At 62.3% G+C, this 16,036-nt stretch carries 15 protein-coding genes; 9 read left to right on the top strand and 6 right to left on the bottom strand.

Annotated elements, in window-relative coordinates; genetic code table 11:
* Positions 1–10 precede the first annotated feature (10 nt).
* The gene (locus tag ACZ9EJ_RS15395) at positions 11–1,450 is read right to left on the bottom strand and encodes a glutamine synthetase family protein (protein WP_046640930.1); all 1,440 of its coding nucleotides are present in this window, start codon (positions 1,448–1,450) and stop codon (positions 11–13) included.
* Positions 1,451–1,576: 126 nt separating this feature from the next.
* Between ACZ9EJ_RS15395 and ACZ9EJ_RS15390 the strand changes: the two genes are divergently transcribed.
* From ACZ9EJ_RS15390 to ACZ9EJ_RS15380, 3 genes are all read left to right on the top strand, one after another.
* A complete protein-coding gene (locus ACZ9EJ_RS15390; protein ID WP_046640931.1) occupies positions 1,577–2,758 on the top strand; it encodes a BaiN/RdsA family NAD(P)/FAD-dependent oxidoreductase in 1,182 nt (393 codons plus the stop codon).
* 141 nt (positions 2,759–2,899) lie between these two features.
* Entirely contained in the window at positions 2,900–3,037 is a 138-nt protein-coding gene (locus ACZ9EJ_RS15385) for a hypothetical protein (RefSeq protein WP_255735971.1), read from the top strand.
* 221 nt (positions 3,038–3,258) lie between these two features.
* On the top strand, positions 3,259–5,097 hold the full coding sequence (locus tag ACZ9EJ_RS15380) for a methyl-accepting chemotaxis protein (RefSeq protein WP_046628284.1): 1,839 nt from the start codon (positions 3,259–3,261) through the stop codon (positions 5,095–5,097).
* Between the two features lie 12 nt (positions 5,098–5,109).
* On the opposite strand, the gene ACZ9EJ_RS15375 is transcribed toward ACZ9EJ_RS15380, so the two are convergent.
* Positions 5,110–5,433 carry a hypothetical protein gene (locus ACZ9EJ_RS15375; protein WP_046628286.1) on the bottom strand — a complete coding sequence of 108 codons (324 nt, stop codon included), beginning with the start codon at positions 5,431–5,433 and terminating at the stop codon, positions 5,110–5,112.
* 90 nt (positions 5,434–5,523) lie between these two features.
* On the opposite strand from ACZ9EJ_RS15375, the gene ACZ9EJ_RS15370 reads away from it, so the two are divergent.
* Positions 5,524–6,387: a LysR family transcriptional regulator gene (locus tag ACZ9EJ_RS15370; protein ID WP_046628288.1), complete on the top strand. Its 864-nt coding sequence runs from the start codon at positions 5,524–5,526 to the stop codon at positions 6,385–6,387.
* Positions 6,388–6,400: 13 nt separating this feature from the next.
* Here ACZ9EJ_RS15370 and ACZ9EJ_RS15365 read toward each other — a convergent pair whose 3' ends face one another.
* Positions 6,401–6,640 carry an SMc00767 family acetate metabolism repressor gene (locus tag ACZ9EJ_RS15365; protein ID WP_046603281.1) on the bottom strand — a complete coding sequence of 80 codons (240 nt, stop codon included), beginning with the start codon at positions 6,638–6,640 and terminating at the stop codon, positions 6,401–6,403.
* A 33-nt stretch (positions 6,641–6,673) separates the two neighbouring features.
* On the bottom strand, positions 6,674–7,963 hold the full coding sequence (aceA, locus tag ACZ9EJ_RS15360; protein ID WP_046628290.1) for an isocitrate lyase: 1,290 nt from the start codon (positions 7,961–7,963) through the stop codon (positions 6,674–6,676).
* Between the two features lie 204 nt (positions 7,964–8,167).
* Here aceA and ACZ9EJ_RS15355 point away from each other — a divergent pair, with 204 nt between their 5' ends.
* The 5 genes from ACZ9EJ_RS15355 to ACZ9EJ_RS15335 all read left to right on the top strand — a co-directional run bounded on the left by ACZ9EJ_RS15355 (position 8,168) and on the right by ACZ9EJ_RS15335 (position 13,793).
* A complete protein-coding gene (locus ACZ9EJ_RS15355; protein WP_046628292.1) occupies positions 8,168–9,586 on the top strand; it encodes a helix-turn-helix domain-containing protein in 1,419 nt (472 codons plus the stop codon).
* 122 nt (positions 9,587–9,708) lie between these two features.
* A complete protein-coding gene (locus tag ACZ9EJ_RS15350; RefSeq protein ID WP_046640932.1) occupies positions 9,709–10,806 on the top strand; it encodes a polyamine ABC transporter substrate-binding protein in 1,098 nt (365 codons plus the stop codon).
* 77 nt (positions 10,807–10,883) lie between these two features.
* Entirely contained in the window at positions 10,884–12,041 is a 1,158-nt protein-coding gene (locus ACZ9EJ_RS15345) for an ABC transporter ATP-binding protein (RefSeq protein WP_046640934.1), read from the top strand.
* A gap of 14 nt (positions 12,042–12,055) precedes the next feature.
* Entirely contained in the window at positions 12,056–12,973 is a 918-nt protein-coding gene (locus ACZ9EJ_RS15340; protein WP_046640935.1) for an ABC transporter permease subunit, read from the top strand.
* A gap of 1 nt (position 12,974) precedes the next feature.
* Positions 12,975–13,793, top strand: coding sequence for an ABC transporter permease (locus ACZ9EJ_RS15335; RefSeq protein ID WP_046640936.1), 819 nt, complete (start codon positions 12,975–12,977; stop codon positions 13,791–13,793).
* A 3-nt stretch (positions 13,794–13,796) separates the two neighbouring features.
* Here the strand turns inward: ACZ9EJ_RS15335 and ACZ9EJ_RS15330 are convergent, their stop codons facing one another.
* Positions 13,797–14,045 (bottom strand): hypothetical protein, encoded by a 249-nt coding sequence (locus ACZ9EJ_RS15330; protein WP_052764626.1) that lies wholly within the window; start codon positions 14,043–14,045, stop codon positions 13,797–13,799.
* 28 nt (positions 14,046–14,073) lie between these two features.
* The gene (locus ACZ9EJ_RS15325; protein WP_046640937.1) at positions 14,074–15,972 is read right to left on the bottom strand and encodes an AsmA family protein; all 1,899 of its coding nucleotides are present in this window, start codon (positions 15,970–15,972) and stop codon (positions 14,074–14,076) included.
* Between the last annotated feature and the right edge of the window lie 64 nt (positions 15,973–16,036).

The following is a 16,036-nucleotide window of genomic DNA, read 5'->3' as shown; positions in this document are numbered from 1 at the left end:
GACACAGCCCTCACACGTTGAGAAGCAGGAATTCCCGCTCCCAGGGGCTGATCACCTGCATGAAGGTCTCGAACTCCCCGCGCTTGACGCCCGCATAGAGGCCGATGAATTCCGGGCTGAAGACGCCGGCCAGCGCCGGATCGGATTCGAGCAGCGACACGGCTTCGAGCAGGCCGCGCGGCAGTTCGATCGACCCCTCGTTGGCGGTGTCTTCGGTCGCCGGACCCGGCTCGATCGCGTTCATGATGCCGAGCAGGCCGCAACCGAGCGACGCGGCGAGCGCCAGATACGGATTGGAGTCCGAACTCGGCAATCGGTTCTCGACGCGGCGGGCGGCGGCATCCGAGACCGGCACGCGGAAGGCGGTCGTGCGGTTGTCGTAACCCCAGGCATTGTTGACGGGCGCCGACATATCGGGCGTCAGGCGGCGGTAGGAATTCACATAGGGCGCCATCATCGCCAGCGTTTTCGGCACATATGTCTGCATGCCGCCGATGAAGTGGAAAAACTCCTTGGAGGCCGAACCGTCCGGATTCGAGAAGACGTTCTTGCCGGTCTTGATGTCGACCACCGACTGGTGGATGTGCATCGCCGAACCCGCCTGGCCCTGCATCGGCTTGGCCATGAACGTCGCATAGATGCCATGTTTCAGGGCCGCCTCGCGGATGGTGCGCTTGAACATGAACACCTGGTCGGCGAGTTCGATCGGATCGCCATGGCGCAGGTTGATCTCGAGCTGAGCCGGGCCTTCCTCGTGGATCAGCGTATCGATCTCGAGGCCCTGCTTTTCGGAAAAATGGTAGATGTCGTCGATCAGCTCGTCGAATTCGTTGATGCCGGCGATCGAATAGCCCTGGCCGCCGAGGATGGACCGGCCGGACCGGCCTTTCGGCGGGTGCAGCGGATAGTCCGGGTCATCGTTCTTGGCGACGAGGTAGAATTCGATCTCCGGCGCCACGACCGGTTTCCAGCCGCGCTCCTCATAGAGCTTGAGGATATTCTTCAGCACGTTGCGCGGCGTATAGGGAACCGCCTTGCCTTCGGTATCGACGATGTCGCAGATCACCTGCGCCGTCGGGTCTGTCTCCCAGGGCACCACCGCCAGGGTCGAAAGATCCGGCACCAACTTCAGGTCGCTGTCGCGGGGTTCGTAGCGGAAGGTGCCGGTTTCTTCGGGGTATTCGCCGGAAATGGTGTGGCGGTAGAGGGCGGACGGCAGCGCCAGCGACGTATTCGAGGTGAACTTCGACGAAGGCATCATCTTGCCGCGCGGCACGCCGGCGAGATCGGGCGTGATGCACTCGATATCCTCTATCCCTCGAGCCCGAAGCCACGCGGCGGCCTCCCGCCAGTCCGCGACGCCTCTGAGTGAAGTGAGCGTCGGCTGGGCAGTCGCGGCTTTCGCCACGGTGCCGGTTGCGAGAGCAGGAGCGGTTTTTTTGCGCGGCATGACACATCTGGGTGAGGTTGATCGGATGTTCCATCATAACCACGGATTGGCGAATGGCGAGGGGCAGACGCCATTGACTTTGAGTTACCGATCGAAAAGAGCAGATATTGAAACAAGGAGCATGCGGTGACGCGGAAATTCGATGTCGTGGTTTTGGGCGCCGGCGGCGCAGGCATGATGTGCGCCATCCGTGCGGGCGGCCGCGGCCGTTCGGTGCTTGTCCTCGATCACGCCAAGGCTCCGGGCGAGAAGATCCGCATTTCCGGCGGCGGTCGCTGCAATTTCACCAATATCCACGCAGCTGCGAAAAACTATCTCTCCGCCAATCCGCATTTCGCCAAGTCGGCGCTCGCGCGTTACACGCCACGCGATTTCCTGGACATGGTGGAGCGCCACGGCATTCCTTGGCACGAAAAGACGCTCGGCCAGCTCTTCTGCGACGACAGCGCCAAGGACATCATCCGCATGCTGCTGTCGGAGATGAAGGCGGCGAACGTCTTGCTCGAACTGCAGAAACAGGTCACGTCGATCGAAAAGACACCCGGCGGCTTCCGCATCGGCACCTCCGACGGGTTGGTGGAGGCCGGGTCCCTGGTGGTTGCGACTGGCGGCAAATCGATCCCCAAGATGGGAGCCACCGGCTTCGCCTACGACATTGCCAAACAATTCGGCCTGCAGATCGTCGAGACGCGCCCGGCGCTCGTGCCGCTGACGCTCGATCCGAACCTGCTCGAAAAGCTGTCGCCGCTTTCCGGCATTGCGGTGCCGGCCGAAGTCCGTCACGGCAGGACCGTCTTCCGCGAGGCGTTGCTCTTTACGCATCGTGGTTTGAGCGGCCCGTCGATCCTGCAGATCTCCTCCTATTGGCGGGAAGGCGATGACGTGACGCTGGTCATCGAGCCAGACCTCGATATCGCAGCGGTTCTCAAGGCGGCCCGCAAGGCAAATGGGAGGCAGGCGGCGCAGACGGTATTGGCGGAGGTGCTGCCGAAACGGCTGGCGCAGTTCTTCGTCGAAAACCGCGGCCTCACCGGGCATCTCGCCGATCTTCCCGACAAGGCGATCGAGGGGCTGGCCGCCTCCATCCAGACCTGGGCCATCCGGCCCGCCGGCTCGGAAGGTTACCGGACGGCCGAGGTAACGCTCGGCGGCATCGATACTTCGGAACTGGACTCGAAGACGATGCAGGCAAAGGCGGTGCCCGGCCTTTATTTCATCGGCGAATGCGTGGATGTGACCGGCTGGCTCGGCGGTTACAATTTCCAATGGGCCTGGGCGTCGGGCCATGTTTGTGGGGAGGCATTGTAGTACAGGTTGATTCAGCACTTGTTAATGTGAGCAGGCGATCCTGCCTTAATGCCAGCCAAATCCTGTGATTTAAGGCGGGCATGCGCTTCCTGCCGGTGGCGGCTGGAGCGCCCGAGCAACTTGCCTTGGAGTGCCGTTTCCATGCAGAGACCCAGCCGTGCCCGCGCAATCGCAATCGCCAAGGTTCAGGACAACCCGAAGCTCATTCGCCTCCGCTTTCTCGCGATCGCCATCGGTGCAACGGCCGCGCTCCTCGCGCTTCCGACGCTCTTCTTCTAAGGGCTTCCGCTCTCCGATTTCACCGCGCGCCTGAACGGCGGCGGTCTTCAGCCACGCTCGCGGAGCGCTGGCCTGTTTATTTTCGAGCATTTCCAAACCCAGGTTTGCGTCAGTTCCCCGCCTCTAGGGCGTCTTTACCCGACTACATTCAAATTTAGTAAATTTTCACTTCCGCCGGCGATACTGGTTCAGTTCATAGTTTTGCGGGGAAGCTGGCCTAAATGATCAAAATCCTGCCGTCGTCCGTGGTATCTCGGATCGTTCTTCTTTGCCTCTTCATGATCTTCGTTGCGGTGATAGCGGTGGGGGGCCTCACCTATACCTACCTGCGCGGCGATATCATGGATACGGCGAAGGACGATGCCCGCAAGGCGATACGCACCATGAGCCTGCTTTACGACCTGGAGCTGGATGGCGCCAAGACCGAGATCCGTGACGGCGCGGTCATCCGTGTCAGTCAGGCCGAGGGGGCGGTGAAAGATCATGATATGGTCGATCGCACGGCGTCCGCCATCGGCGGTGTCGCGACCCTGTTCGAAAAGAAGGGCACCGACTATGTCCGGGTATCGACCAATGTGAAGACGGAAAAGGGTGAGCGGGCAGTCGGCACCAAGCTTGCAGCGGAGCACCCGGCACAGCCGTTCCTGGCGCGTGGGGAAGCTTATTTCGGGCCGGCTGTCTTGTTTGGCAAGGATTTCATGACGGGGTACTTCCCCATCACCAATGCCTCGAACGGCGTCACCGGTCTGCTTTTCATCGGCATTCCGATGGAAGTCTATTTCGCCCATATCGCCACCGCGGGTTATATCGTCATAGGCACGTCGTTTGGCGCCCTTCTCGCCGTCGGCATCGCAAGCCTGTTCGCGCTTCGTATGCTGCTCCGGCCGCTCGGCGTGCTGACCGGCGTCGTGCATGCGCTTGCCCAAGGCAATGACGCAACCGAAATCCCCTATGTCGAACGCCGCAACGAATTCGGCAATATCGCTCGCGCCCTGGAAGTCTTCCGGGAAGCGGCGCACGAGAAACAACGGCTCGAGAGCCGCAGCGCCGAAGATCGGGCCGAAACGGAGGCCGAACGCCGTCGCAACGACGCCGAAAAGCAACGCGTCGACCGCGAGATTGATACCGCCGTCAGTGAACTGGGTGCGGCTTTGGCCCGCTTGGCTCAAGGCGACCTGTCGAGCACGATCGAGACACGGTATTCCGGCCGGTTGGAACAGCTCCGCACCGACTTCAACGGCTCCATCGTCCGGCTGCGGGACACGCTTTCCCATATCCGCGAAAGCACGCTCTCCATCCAGAAAAGCAGTGCCGACCTCAGCCATTCCTCGACCGAACTTTCGCGCCGTACCGAAACCCAGGCAGCTTCTCTCGAGGAGACGGCCGCCGCGGTCGACGAGATTACCGCGACGGTCCGTTCTTCGGCCGAGCGCGCCCGCGAGGCGGACCTGGCGGTCGCCGTCACCAAGAAGAGTGCCGACAGCTCCGGTACCGTGGTGAGCAACGCGGTCGCTGCCATGGGACGTATCGAAGAGGCTTCCGGCAAGATCGAGCTGATCATCGAGGTCATCGACGATATCGCTTTCCAGACCAACCTTCTGGCGCTCAACGCAGGCATCGAGGCTGCCCGTGCCGGTGAGGCCGGCAAGGGTTTTGCGGTCGTAGCGCAGGAAGTTCGCGAACTGGCGCAGCGTTCCGCCGGTGCCGCCAAGGAGATCAAGGATCTGATCACCCAGTCGAGCCAGGAAGTCAGCTCCGGTGCCGGCCTGGTGCAGCAGGCGGGCGAAGTGCTGGCGGCGATCAGCCAACAGATCACCGGCGTCAGCCAGCATGTGGAAATGATCGCGACGGCCAGCCGCGATCAATCGGCCGCGTTGCAGGACATCAACAACTCCGTCAACCGCATGGACCAGATGACACAGCAGAACGGCGCGATGGTCGGCGAGACGACGGAGGCAAGCCGACGTCTCGCAAGCGAGGCGGATGCCCTGCTTGAACTGGTAGAGCAGTTCCGCATCGACACGAACAGTCGCCGCTCGGGTTATTCCCGCGCCGCATAATATCTGCCGATCTCAAAGCGACGGCGAGCCGGGCGGCGCGGAAAATCGGCTGCCGCACCGCTCCGGCATTGCCCAGTAAATTTGCCTGGCGCGGCAGCGGTCGGAGTTCTGGTCTTCGCCTGCGCCACCGGATAGACTGGAACCGATCTCCGGGGCGGCAGCGATGCCGCCCTTTGACATTTTATGCCTATCCGTGACCCGCCGAAGGCTGACGAACCAGCGCGGGTAGGGGTGGGCGTAACGTTCGTAGAAATCGTTCTCCGCAGCGATATCGCGGCGGATGGGATGTGTTCGGGAGAGGTGCGAAAAGGCGGCTGCGACGATATTCTCATACATCGGAATTCCTCCGTTTGTGGAAATCGTCTCCTTTATTAAACCTCAAAAACTGCTTCTTGTACCGCCAGATTCCCGCTATGTCTTTCACCCATGAAAAACATCAACTGGGATGCCTACGAGCTTTTCATGCAGGTCGCCCGGCTTGGCGGGCTGTCAGGTGCCGCTGGCATGACCGGATTGAGCCCCGCCACGATCGGCCGGCGGATGCTCGATCTGGAAGAAGCCGTCGGGCGTCCGTTGTTTTTACGCAGCCGTACCGGCTATCAGCTGACCGCCGACGGGTCTGCCTTGTTTGCCCAGATCCTGGAAATGGAAGGCGCTGCCCGCCGCATCGAGAGCTGGAAACGGGAGGGCGCCGGTTCGACGCTGGTGCGCGTTGCCTGTGGTACCTGGCTTGCCTGGATGTTCACCCGCAATCTCTCACTGATCCGCACCGAGCGCGATGACTTCCGCCTCGATTTCCATGTCGCCGAACGGCGGGCGAGCCTGACGCACCGGGAAAGCGATATCGGCATTCGTGCCTTCGAGCCGGAAGAGCCGAACCTTGCCGCAACCCGGCTCGGCGAGGTCGCCTATGCGGCCTATCGTGCCCGCAACGCCCACCCCTCGGTTGCCGAGCGCTGGCTTGCGGTCTCGGAGGAGGACGCGATCTCCGCCTATCTGCGCTGGCCGCATCAGGAACGGGCAGCGCAAGTGGCGGTTACCGTCAACCGTCCGCGCTCCCTGCGCGACTTGGCGCTGGGCGGTGCCGGCACGGCGGTCCTTCCCTGTTTCGTCGGCGACCAGGACATGCGGCTGGAGCGGGTCGGCGGCGAGATCGAGAGCCTTCGGCACAGCCAGTGGATCGTCATGAACAACGACGATCGCCACCGCCGGGATATCCGCACGGTGGTCGATCGGATGGTGAAGTTCGTCCGGGCTCACGGCCCGCTATTTGCGGGCCGCCAGCCTTAGAGCCGTCTTCCGGTCACTGCACCCGGTTGGTGACGATGACCGGGATCATCAGGTCGCCCCAGTGGCCGTCGCCGCCGTGGTGCCGGGCGGAACGGACGAGCTCCACCGAAACCCCGGCCTCGACCGCCTTCATGATCGCATGGTTGAGGCGATGCAGGTCGTTGGCAAGCGTGCGGATCGCCGCCTGCTGGTCAGGCGTCATGGCGCTTGACTGCTCTTCTGCGCGTTCCTTGACGTGGGTCTGGATGTTCATGTCGGTTCTCCTCTTGGTGATGAGCTCTTGGGGCTATTCCGCAGCCGGCCTGAACTGGTCGTGCTCGGTGGATTCCTTCATTGCGGTGGTGGACGAAAGTCCGCCGGTGATGGCGACGGAGACGGCGTCGAAATAGCCGGTGCCGACCTCGCGCTGATGTTTGGTGGCCGTATAGCCGTTGATCTCGGCGGCGAATTCCGCTTCCTGCAGCTCCGAATAGGCAGCCATCTGGCGGTCCTTGTAGCCACGGGCGAGCTCGAACATGCCGAAATTCAGCTGGTGGAAGCCGGCGAGCGTGATGAACTGGAACTTGTAGCCCATTGCACCCAGCTCCCGCTGGAACTTGGCGATCGTCGCGTCGTCGAGGTTCTTTTTCCAGTTGAACGACGGCGAGCAGTTATAGGCGAGCATCTTGCCCGGATGCATCTTGTGGACCCCTTCGGCGAACCGGCGGGCCTGTTCGAGATCCGGTTTGGACGTCTCGCACCAGATGAGGTCGCAATAGGGTGCATAGGCGACGGCGCGGGCGATGCAGGGTTCGAGCCCGTTCTTCACCTGATAGAAACCCTCGACCGTGCGCCCCGCGTCGTAGTCGACGAAGGGCCGGTCGCGCTCGTCGATATCCGAGGTGAGCAGCTTTGCCGCTTCCGCATCGGTGCGGGCGATGACCAGCGTCGGCGTTCCCATGACGTCGGCGGCAAGGCGCGCGGCTGTCAGGTTGCGGATATGTGCGGCGGTCGGGATCAGGACCTTGCCGCCGAGATGGCCGCACTTCTTTTCCGATGCCAGCTGGTCCTCGTAGTGGACGCCGGCTGCACCCGCCTCGATGAAGGCCTTCATGATCTCGAAGGCGTTGAGCGGCCCGCCGAACCCGGCTTCCGCATCCGCAACGATCGGCGCAAACCAGGTCTCGACCGAAAGGCCCTTGCCTTCCGCGGTTTCGATCTGGTCCGCACGCTGCAGGGTGCGGTTGATGCGCCGCGCCAGTTCCGGCGCCGCATTGGCCGGATAGAGCGACTGGTCGGGATACATGGCGGACGCGGTATTGGCATCGGCCGCGACCTGCCAGCCGGAAAGGTAGATTGCCTTCAGCCCGGCCCGGACCTGCTGCATGGCCTGATTACCGGTCATCGCGCCGAGCGCGTTGACGAAGTCCTCGCTGTGCAGCAGCGACCACAGCCGGTTGGCACCCATTTCGGCGAGCGAATAACGGATCTCGGCCGAGCCGCGCAGCCGCTTGACGTCGTCTGCGGAATAGGGGCGTTCGATCCCCTCGAAACGACCTTTTTGAGCGCCTGGAACCAGCGTGTAAAAATCTGTCATCGTCATCCTCCTATGTAAATGTGTCAGCCGCTCGATGCGGGTTTGATGTGACTATATTTACAGAACAGAATGCTGCACTGCCAGAAAAGATGCGGAATTGCTGCTGGCAAAGGGGTTAGGATGTCTTGTCTTTCACAAGCGCTTCTGTGAAGATGTCAAAATAGTAAAAGAGACTGAGCGGCAACTTTGTAAAAACGGTGACAAATGGCAGAGCGAAAGATTTTTGCCGGCCCGCGGGTGCGGCGGGTGCGATTGGGGCTTGGGCTCACCCAGACGGCCATGGCCGAGGCGCTTGGCATTTCGCCTTCCTATCTCAATCTCATCGAGCGCAACCAGCGGCCTCTGACCGTCCAGCTCCTCTTGAAGCTCGCCTCCGTCTACAAAGTCGATCTCGACGCGCTGCAGGGCGAGGGCGGTGGTCTTGCGGGGCGGCTACGCGAGGTGTTCGCCGATCCGCTGCTGGCGGGTGAAATCCCCGGGGACCAGGAAATCATCGAGGTGGCGGAGGCGGCTCCCAATGCGGCGCTCGGGCTGATGAAGCTTTATCGCGCCTATCGAGAGCAGGCAGCAAGGCTTTCCGATCTCGCCGAGCTTCTCGCTCGCGAAGGTCACGAAACCTCGATTGCCGGCACGCGCCTGCCGATCGACGAGGTGCGCGAGAAGCTGGAGCGTCGCCCCAACTTCTTCGCGCGCATCGAGGATGCCGCGGAAACTTTTGCGGCCAGGCTCGGGACCGGCGACGAACTGCCGGGCGCCTTGAAGGCCTGGGCGAAGAACGAGCACGGCATCGTGGTGCGCACCCTTCCGGTCCACGCGATGCCGAACCTGCGCCGGCGCTATGACCGCCATTCCATGCGGCTCTTCCTGTCGGAACGGCTGTCGCCCTTCGACCGGACCCGTGAGCTTGCCATGGAAGTGGCGCTGCTGGCGCTGGGCCAGGAGATCGCCACCGAACTCGAAGACCTCAACCTCTCCACCAACGAGGCGCGGCGCATCGGCCGCTTCGAACTCGCCCGCTATGCGGCCCATGCACTGATGATGCCGTATGGGGCCTTTCTCGCGGCGGCCCAGCGCGCCCGATATGATCTCGACGTGTTGCGCTCGCGCTTCGATGTGTCGTTCGAGCAGGCCGCCAATCGCCTGACGTCGCTCGCGCGGCCCGGTGCGCCGGGCATTCCGTTTTTTCTGATGGAACTCGACCACGCCGGCAACACGATCCGCCGCGCCGGTGCTCAAGGGTTCCCGCAGGCCCGTTTCGGTGGGCTCTGTCCGAAGCTTGGGCTCCATTCCGCTTTCCTCCAGCCGGGCCAGGTCCTTGTCGATCGGGTAGAAATGCCGGATGGGGGCATGTTCCTGACATTGTCGAGGACGCTCGAAGGCCCCCAGGCGGGGTTCGGAGAGCGGATCCGGCGCACCGCGATCCTTCTCGGCTGCGATCTCTCGAGCGTGGGAGACGCCGTCTACGGCGAGGCCCTGCCGGGGAGTGCGGCCACGGTGCTTGTCGGCACCGCCTGCCGGCTTTGCGAAAGGCAGGGTTGCCTCTCCCGTGCCGAACCGCCGGTGACTAGACCGCTCGGCCTAGATGAAATGGTGACCGGCCTCAGCGCCTTCGATTTCCAGTGAGTTTTGCGGCGGCGCACATTCCCCCTTGTGGGGTGGAAAATTACTTTTTACTCTCGCGAAAAATATAAGGGAATTAGGCGTGATTTGACGATTGCGCTGAAAAAACTGGAACAGGAGAGATCATGAAAAGTCATTTGCTCAGTCTTGCTGCCGCAGTTGCCGCCACGGCCTTCGCCGCGACGGCTGCCTTGGCCCAGGAGCGCGAAGTTCGCGTCTACAACTGGTCGGACTATATCGATGAGACGATCCTGACGGATTTCACCAAGGAGACCGGCATCAAGGTCATCTACGATGTGTTCGACAGCAACGAGATGCTGGAGACCAAGCTTCTCGCCGGCGGCTCCGGTTATGATGTCGTCGTGCCGACCGGCCCGTTCCTCGCCCGCCAGATCCAGGCCAAGGTTTTCCAGAAGCTCGACAAGTCGAAGCTGCGGAACCTCTCCAACGTGTGGCCGGTGGTTTCCGAGCGCCTGGCGAAATACGACCCCGGCAATCAATATGCCGTCAACTACATGTGGGGCACGACCGGCATCGGTTATAACGTCGACAAGGTGAAGGCGGCCCTCGGCGATGTTCCGATCGACAGCTGGAATGTTCTCTTCAAGCCGGAGAACGCGGCCAAGCTGAAGTCCTGCGGCATCAACATCCTCGATGCGTCCGACGAGACCTTCGCAATCGCGCTGAACTATCTTGGCAAGAATCCTGACAGCAAGGACACCAAGGACCTCGAAGCCGGCGGCGCCGTCTACTCGAAAATTCGCAAGTCGGTGAAGACCTTCAATTCGTCCGCCTATATCGATGACCTTGCCAATGGCGACAGCTGCATCACGATCGGCTGGTCGGGCGACGTGCTGCAGGCCAAGACCCGCGCCGAGGAAGCCAAGAACGGCGTCAACATCGAGTTCATCATCCCCAAGGAAGGCACATATATGTGGTTCGACAACCTCGCGATCCCCGCGGACGCGAAGCATGTCGACGAGGCGCATGCCTTCATCAACTACCTGATGAAACCGGAAGTCATCGCCAAGGCTTCGAACTTCGTTCAATACGCCAACGGCAACCTGGCTTCGCAGAAGTTCATCGACAAGGAAGTCCTGGAAAACCCTTCCGTCTATCCGCCGGAAGACGTGGTCAAGAAACTCTTCACCATTTCGCCATACGGACCGCGCGAGCAGCGGGTCCTGAACCGGGTCTGGACGCAGATCAAGACCGGTAGCTGATCAAGGGCGGGGCAGGCGGAAACGTCTGCCCCGATTACTTTTGGGGCAGCAGCAATCGGGCGAAATGGGGTAAGGGCATGGCGAAATCTCTCGGGCCGGTTAAGCGTAAATTTTCTCCCTGGACCGACCCGTCGGCGGTTCCGTTCATTCGTTTCGAAAACATCACCAAACGGTTCGGCGATTTCACCGCCGTCGATAACCTGACGCTCGATATCTACGAGCGGGAGTTCTTTTCGCTGCTCGGGCCCTCCGGTTGCGGCAAGACGACGCTGATGCGCATGCTCGCCGGTTTCGAGGAGCCGACCGAAGGCCGCATCCTGCTGCAGGGCAAGGATATTTCCGGCGTGCCGCCCTACCGCCGGCCGACCAACATGATGTTCCAGTCCTACGCGCTCTTCCCCCATATGACGGTCGAAAAGAACATCGCCTTCGGGTTGGAGCAGGACAATCTGCCGAAGGGCGAGATCGCCACCCGCGTCGAGGAAATGCTGAAGCTCGTCAAGCTGGAGCAGTTCGCCAAACGCAAGCCGAACCAGCTGTCCGGCGGCCAGCGCCAGCGCGTGGCGCTCGCCCGTTCCCTCGCCAAGCGCCCCAAGGTGCTGCTGCTCGACGAACCGCTCGGGGCGCTCGACAAGAAGCTGCGCGAAGAGACGCAGTTCGAACTGATGGACCTCCAGACCAAGCTCGGCCTGACATTCCTGATCGTCACCCACGACCAGGAAGAGGCGATGACCGTGTCCGACCGCATCGCGGTCATGGACAAGGGCCTGATCATGCAGGTGGCGACGCCGGCCGAGATCTACGAAGCGCCGAACAGCCGCTACGTCGCGGATTTCATCGGCGACATCAATATTCTCGAAGGCACAGTCGCTTCGACCGACAGCGCGCTCGGCGCGCCGGGCACGGTCAGGATCGATTGCGACGGCATCGCGGTATCGGTGGAGCAGGAATGCCAGGCGGTCGTGGGCGACAAGGTCGCCTTCGCGGTGCGGCCGGAAAAGGTCCGCATCTCGCCCGACCAGCCGGCGGATACCTCGGTCAATGCGGTCTACGGCGAAGTCTGGGACATCGGTTATCTGGGCGACTTTTCGGTTTTCCTGGTGAAGCTCGCGGATGGCCGGGTGGTGCGTGCGGCGCAAGCCAACGTTTCCCGCCTTGTCGATCGGCCGATCACGTTCGGTGATATGGTCTGGCTCACCTGGCCGCTCGATGCCGGCCTCGTGTTGACGCGTTGAGCGGGGGAGTGGAGATGGCAAGCGTTTCCGAAACCCATCTCGCGAACAAACCCAGCCCCGCCCGCTGGCTGGTGGTCGCGGTGCCCTATCTGTGGCTGCTGCTGTTCTTTGTCGCCCCTTTCCTGATCATCTTCAAGATCTCGCTCTCCGAGACGGCGATTGCCATGCCGCCCTATACGCCGCTCTTTGACGGGTTCGGCGCGATCGGTGATTTCGTCTCGGAACTCGACTTCGACAATTACCTCTTCCTGACCGACGACCCGCTCTACATCGAAGCCTACCTGTCTTCGCTGCGCATCGCCGTGATCTCGACCTTCCTTCTGCTGCTGATCGGTTATCCGATGGCGCTCGCCATGGCCCGCGCACCGACGATGCTGCGGCCGACGCTGGTCATGCTGGTCATCCTGCCGTTCTGGACCTCGTTCCTGATCCGCGTCTATGCCTGGATCGGCATCCTGAAGCCCGACGGTCTGCTGACGCTGCTGTTCCAGTCGGTTGGCCTTTTCGGGGCCGAGGATCAGGTGCAGATCTTCCGCACCGACACCGCGGTCTTCATCGGCATCGTCTATTCCTACCTGCCCTTCATGGTCCTGCCCCTCTATTCCGCGCTGGAAAAGATGGACAATACGCTGCTGGAGGCCGCGAGCGATCTTGGCTGCCCGCCCTGGAAGGCGTTCTGGAAGATCACCTTCCCTCTGTCGTTGCCGGGCGTCATCGCCGGTTCGATGATCTGCTTCATTCCGATCACCGGAGAGTTCGTCATTCCTGACCTGCTCGGCGGGGCCGACACGCTGATGATCGGGAAGACGCTGTGGACGGAATTTTTCGGCAACCGCGACTGGCCGCTGGCCTCCGCCGTGGCGGTCATCCTGCTGATCATGCTGGTCGTGCCGATCATGATTTTCCAGAACCAGCAGAAGAAGGTGGCGTGAGATGAAATCGTCCCGCTTCGACGCCACCGTCCTGACCCTCGGCTTCGCCTTCCTTTACATCCCGATCATCATCCTGGTGATCTATTCGTTCAATGCCTCCAAGCTGGTCACGGTCTGGGGCGGTTTTTCGCTGCAATGGTACCGCACCATGTGGTCGAACCAGGGTCTTATGGACGCCGCCTGGATAACGGCACGCGTCGGCGTGATCAGCGCCACCATCGGTACGGTACTCGGCACGCTCGCGGCCCTTTCCCTCGTGCGCTTCACGCGCTTTCCCGGCCGGATGCTGTTTTCCGGCATGATCTATGCGCCGCTGGTCATGCCGGAAGTGATCACCGGCCTGTCGATGTTGCTGTTGTTCGTCGCGGTCGGCATCGATCGCGGTTTCTGGACGGTCATCATCGCGCATACGACCTTCACGATGTGCTACGTGGCGATCGTCGTGCAGTCGCGGCTGCTGACCTTCGACCGCAGCCTGGAGGAGGCGGCCCTCGACCTCGGCTGCCCCCCGGTCAAGACCTTCTTCAAGATCACCCTGCCGCTGATCTTTCCGGCGGTCATCGCCGGCTGGATGCTGGCCTTCACCCTGTCGCTGGACGATCTGGTGATTGCGAGCTTCACCACGGGGCCTGGCGCCACCACACTGCCGATCAAGATCTACAGCCAGGTTCGCCTGGGCGTCACGCCGGAAATCAACGCGATCTGCACCATCCTGATCGGGCTGGTCACGATCGGCGTCATCATCACCTCGATCACCACCAAGCAGGCCGAGATGCGGCGTATCCGCGACGAACACGTCGCAGCCCGTGGTACGACCTGACGCTCACGCGCCTCCACGCGGCGGCAATAAGATGTAGATGAGCAGCCAGGCCGGCAACACGATGACGGCGCCGAGCACGATGCGCGGCACCGACCAGACATAGGCGTTCTCGATCCCGACACGGATATCCTCCGGCGTCAGGTGCAGGAGCGCCAGCAGCGACGGCATGGTGATGCCGAAGAAGCTCAAGACGGCGCCCATGATGAGACAGGCGAGCAGCGCCTTGCATAGATTGATCAGGAATGGCGCCACCAGATTACCCCCATCCGGTTGATTCGGCTTATTGTAGGGGTTTCGCCGGAGTTTGCGAAACAGGCCAGATGACCGGGTTGGGCCAGGACCCGCCGATGAAGACCATCAGCGGCTCGGTATTCGTACCCTGCGGGATCGGTTCGACGACCACCGAAAGCGCGAGGCTGTTGTTGATATAGGGAATGACGCCCGAAAGCGTCAGCGTTTCCGCGGCCCCGGTTATCTTCCCCTCACGGATATCGGCCGAACCGTCCGCAAGACTGGCGGATATGTCGATATGGTCGAATTCCAGGCTGCCGGTGCCGGCATCGCTCAGGGGGAAATAGGGCTTTTGTGCCGCGAGCTGCCGGATGCCGGCAATATTGACGCCTGAAAACGAACCGCGGTCCGCACGGAAGCGTAAGCTACCCTTGGCGTTGCGCCAGGCTTCCGGCTCCAGCGGCCGATCGACGTCGAGCGCCAGGTCCAACGATCCGCGCGCCGCCGGAAGTGGCCCGGCGAGGCCGAGTTCCCTGACGATATTCCCGAAATCGGCGTCCTGGACAGCAAGGCGCAAGGCGACAGCTCCGGCCACGCCGCCTTTCACCGTAGCGACCCTGCCGGTCAGCCGGCCCGTCTCGAAATCGCTGTCGGCAATGTCGATACGGGACTGCTCGCCGGTGTTCATCACGCTCACGGCCGCCTCCGAAAGCTGGAATGGTCCGAGTGTCGCCTGTTGGGCGGAAAGCCTCAGGTCGAGTTCGAGATCGGCGAACCGGCCATCGCCCCGGCTGGCGTCTCCCATGGTGCGGGGCGCAATGGCGGCAAGTGCCGCGGAAAAATCCATTCGGTCGAAGGCGAGCGTGCCGGTAAGTCTCGGCGGTTTGTCTGCGGGCAGCAGCAGATCGAGTATGCCGGCCGCCTTGGCCTCGTTCAGGTTGAGGGAAAGGTTGTCGAAGCGCAGGACGTTGTCGTTGGTGACGAGGTGGGTAGTCAAAGAGAAGCTTTTCACGCGTTCCGCGCCGGAAAAGTTCAGGCCGGCCCAGCCCATCGCCGCCGCGAGGTCGGGGACAGCCAGTTCGGCATCGCCGGAAAGAAACGCTTGCGCAGCTAGGTTGGCAACGCCTCGGAACTGGCCCCGGAAGAGGGTGGACGCCATCGTGCCAGAGATATCGCCACTCTTGCCCGAGAGGAGCAGCAGGGGTTGGGTCGAACTTATGTCCAGCGTCAGCGCCTGGCCATTGAGCTCGGCATCCGCCTTCAGCTCCAGGCTGCGAGAAAGCCAGGGCCAGTCGAGCGTACCGTCGATCGACTGGAACCGTGTGACGCGGCCGCTGGCGACATCGGAGATTTCGAGTGTTCCGTTGGTGATGCCGACATCGCCCATTCGCGCGTCGTCATCCGCCGTCAGCGTCTGGCCGCTGCCGTCCGGCCGTACCTCGCGCGCTGCGCGGCTGAGCAACCCGTCATTCGCCCAGTCGAGCCTGCCGTCGGCCTCCCTGAGGACGTAGATTTCCGGATCCGTAAGCCGAAAGTCCTTGAACTCGGGCTGGCCGACCAGGGCCTGCGTGAGATCGAACGAGGCCGAAAGCCGCGAGACCCGGCCGAGCACGCGCTCGCCGTTTTCCGCCCGCTTGCGGATGGTGATGTCCCTCAGCGTGACCCGCGGTTCGGGCCAGAAGCGGATATCGGGTGTTCCCCCGATCTCCACGTCATGGCCGGTCCATTCTGCAACCGCCCGCTCCATGCTTTCGCGCACGACGGCCGACGAAATGAGGAACGGTGCGACGACCTGGAAAAGCGCGAACAGGCAGAGGGCGACGATAGCGCCGATCAGAACGCCGCGCGACCGCCGGCCCAGCGGGCGCCCCAGGTTCTTCCGCAGATTTCCGATCGGATTGGTGAGCATGATCACCACGCGCATATAGGAAATACCGGCCCCGCGCAAATCCGTGACGCGTCCCGGCTGTCCTCTTTATCATGCGGTGCAACATGCTATACAGGCCGATACG

The sequence above is a fragment of the Neorhizobium sp. USDA 3394 genome (assembly GCF_056280385.1).
Note: the sequence above shows the minus strand (reverse complement) of the source record. Positions and strands in the feature narration are given on the sequence as shown.

What these genes read in the sequence shown, in the direction of transcription:
- ACZ9EJ_RS15340 (WP_046640935.1), top strand. Translation starts at nt 12,056, where the DNA reads ATGGCAAGCGTTTCCGAAACCCATCTCGCGAACAAACCCAGCCCCGCC.
- ACZ9EJ_RS15335 (WP_046640936.1), top strand. Translation starts at nt 12,975, where the DNA reads ATGAAATCGTCCCGCTTCGACGCCACCGTCCTGACCCTCGGCTTCGCC.
- ACZ9EJ_RS15345 (WP_046640934.1), top strand. Translation starts at nt 10,884, where the DNA reads ATGGCGAAATCTCTCGGGCCGGTTAAGCGTAAATTTTCTCCCTGGACC.
- ACZ9EJ_RS15370 (WP_046628288.1), top strand. Translation starts at nt 5,524, where the DNA reads ATGAAAAACATCAACTGGGATGCCTACGAGCTTTTCATGCAGGTCGCC.
- ACZ9EJ_RS15375 (WP_046628286.1), bottom strand. Translation starts at nt 5,433, where the DNA reads ATGTATGAGAATATCGTCGCAGCCGCCTTTTCGCACCTCTCCCGAACA.
- ACZ9EJ_RS15355 (WP_046628292.1), top strand. Translation starts at nt 8,168, where the DNA reads ATGGCAGAGCGAAAGATTTTTGCCGGCCCGCGGGTGCGGCGGGTGCGA.
- ACZ9EJ_RS15395 (WP_046640930.1), bottom strand. Translation starts at nt 1,450, where the DNA reads ATGCCGCGCAAAAAAACCGCTCCTGCTCTCGCAACCGGCACCGTGGCG.
- ACZ9EJ_RS15385 (WP_255735971.1), top strand. Translation starts at nt 2,900, where the DNA reads ATGCAGAGACCCAGCCGTGCCCGCGCAATCGCAATCGCCAAGGTTCAG.
- ACZ9EJ_RS15350 (WP_046640932.1), top strand. Translation starts at nt 9,709, where the DNA reads ATGAAAAGTCATTTGCTCAGTCTTGCTGCCGCAGTTGCCGCCACGGCC.
- ACZ9EJ_RS15380 (WP_046628284.1), top strand. Translation starts at nt 3,259, where the DNA reads ATGATCAAAATCCTGCCGTCGTCCGTGGTATCTCGGATCGTTCTTCTT.
- ACZ9EJ_RS15365 (WP_046603281.1), bottom strand. Translation starts at nt 6,640, where the DNA reads ATGAACATCCAGACCCACGTCAAGGAACGCGCAGAAGAGCAGTCAAGC.
- aceA (WP_046628290.1), bottom strand. Translation starts at nt 7,963, where the DNA reads ATGACAGATTTTTACACGCTGGTTCCAGGCGCTCAAAAAGGTCGTTTC.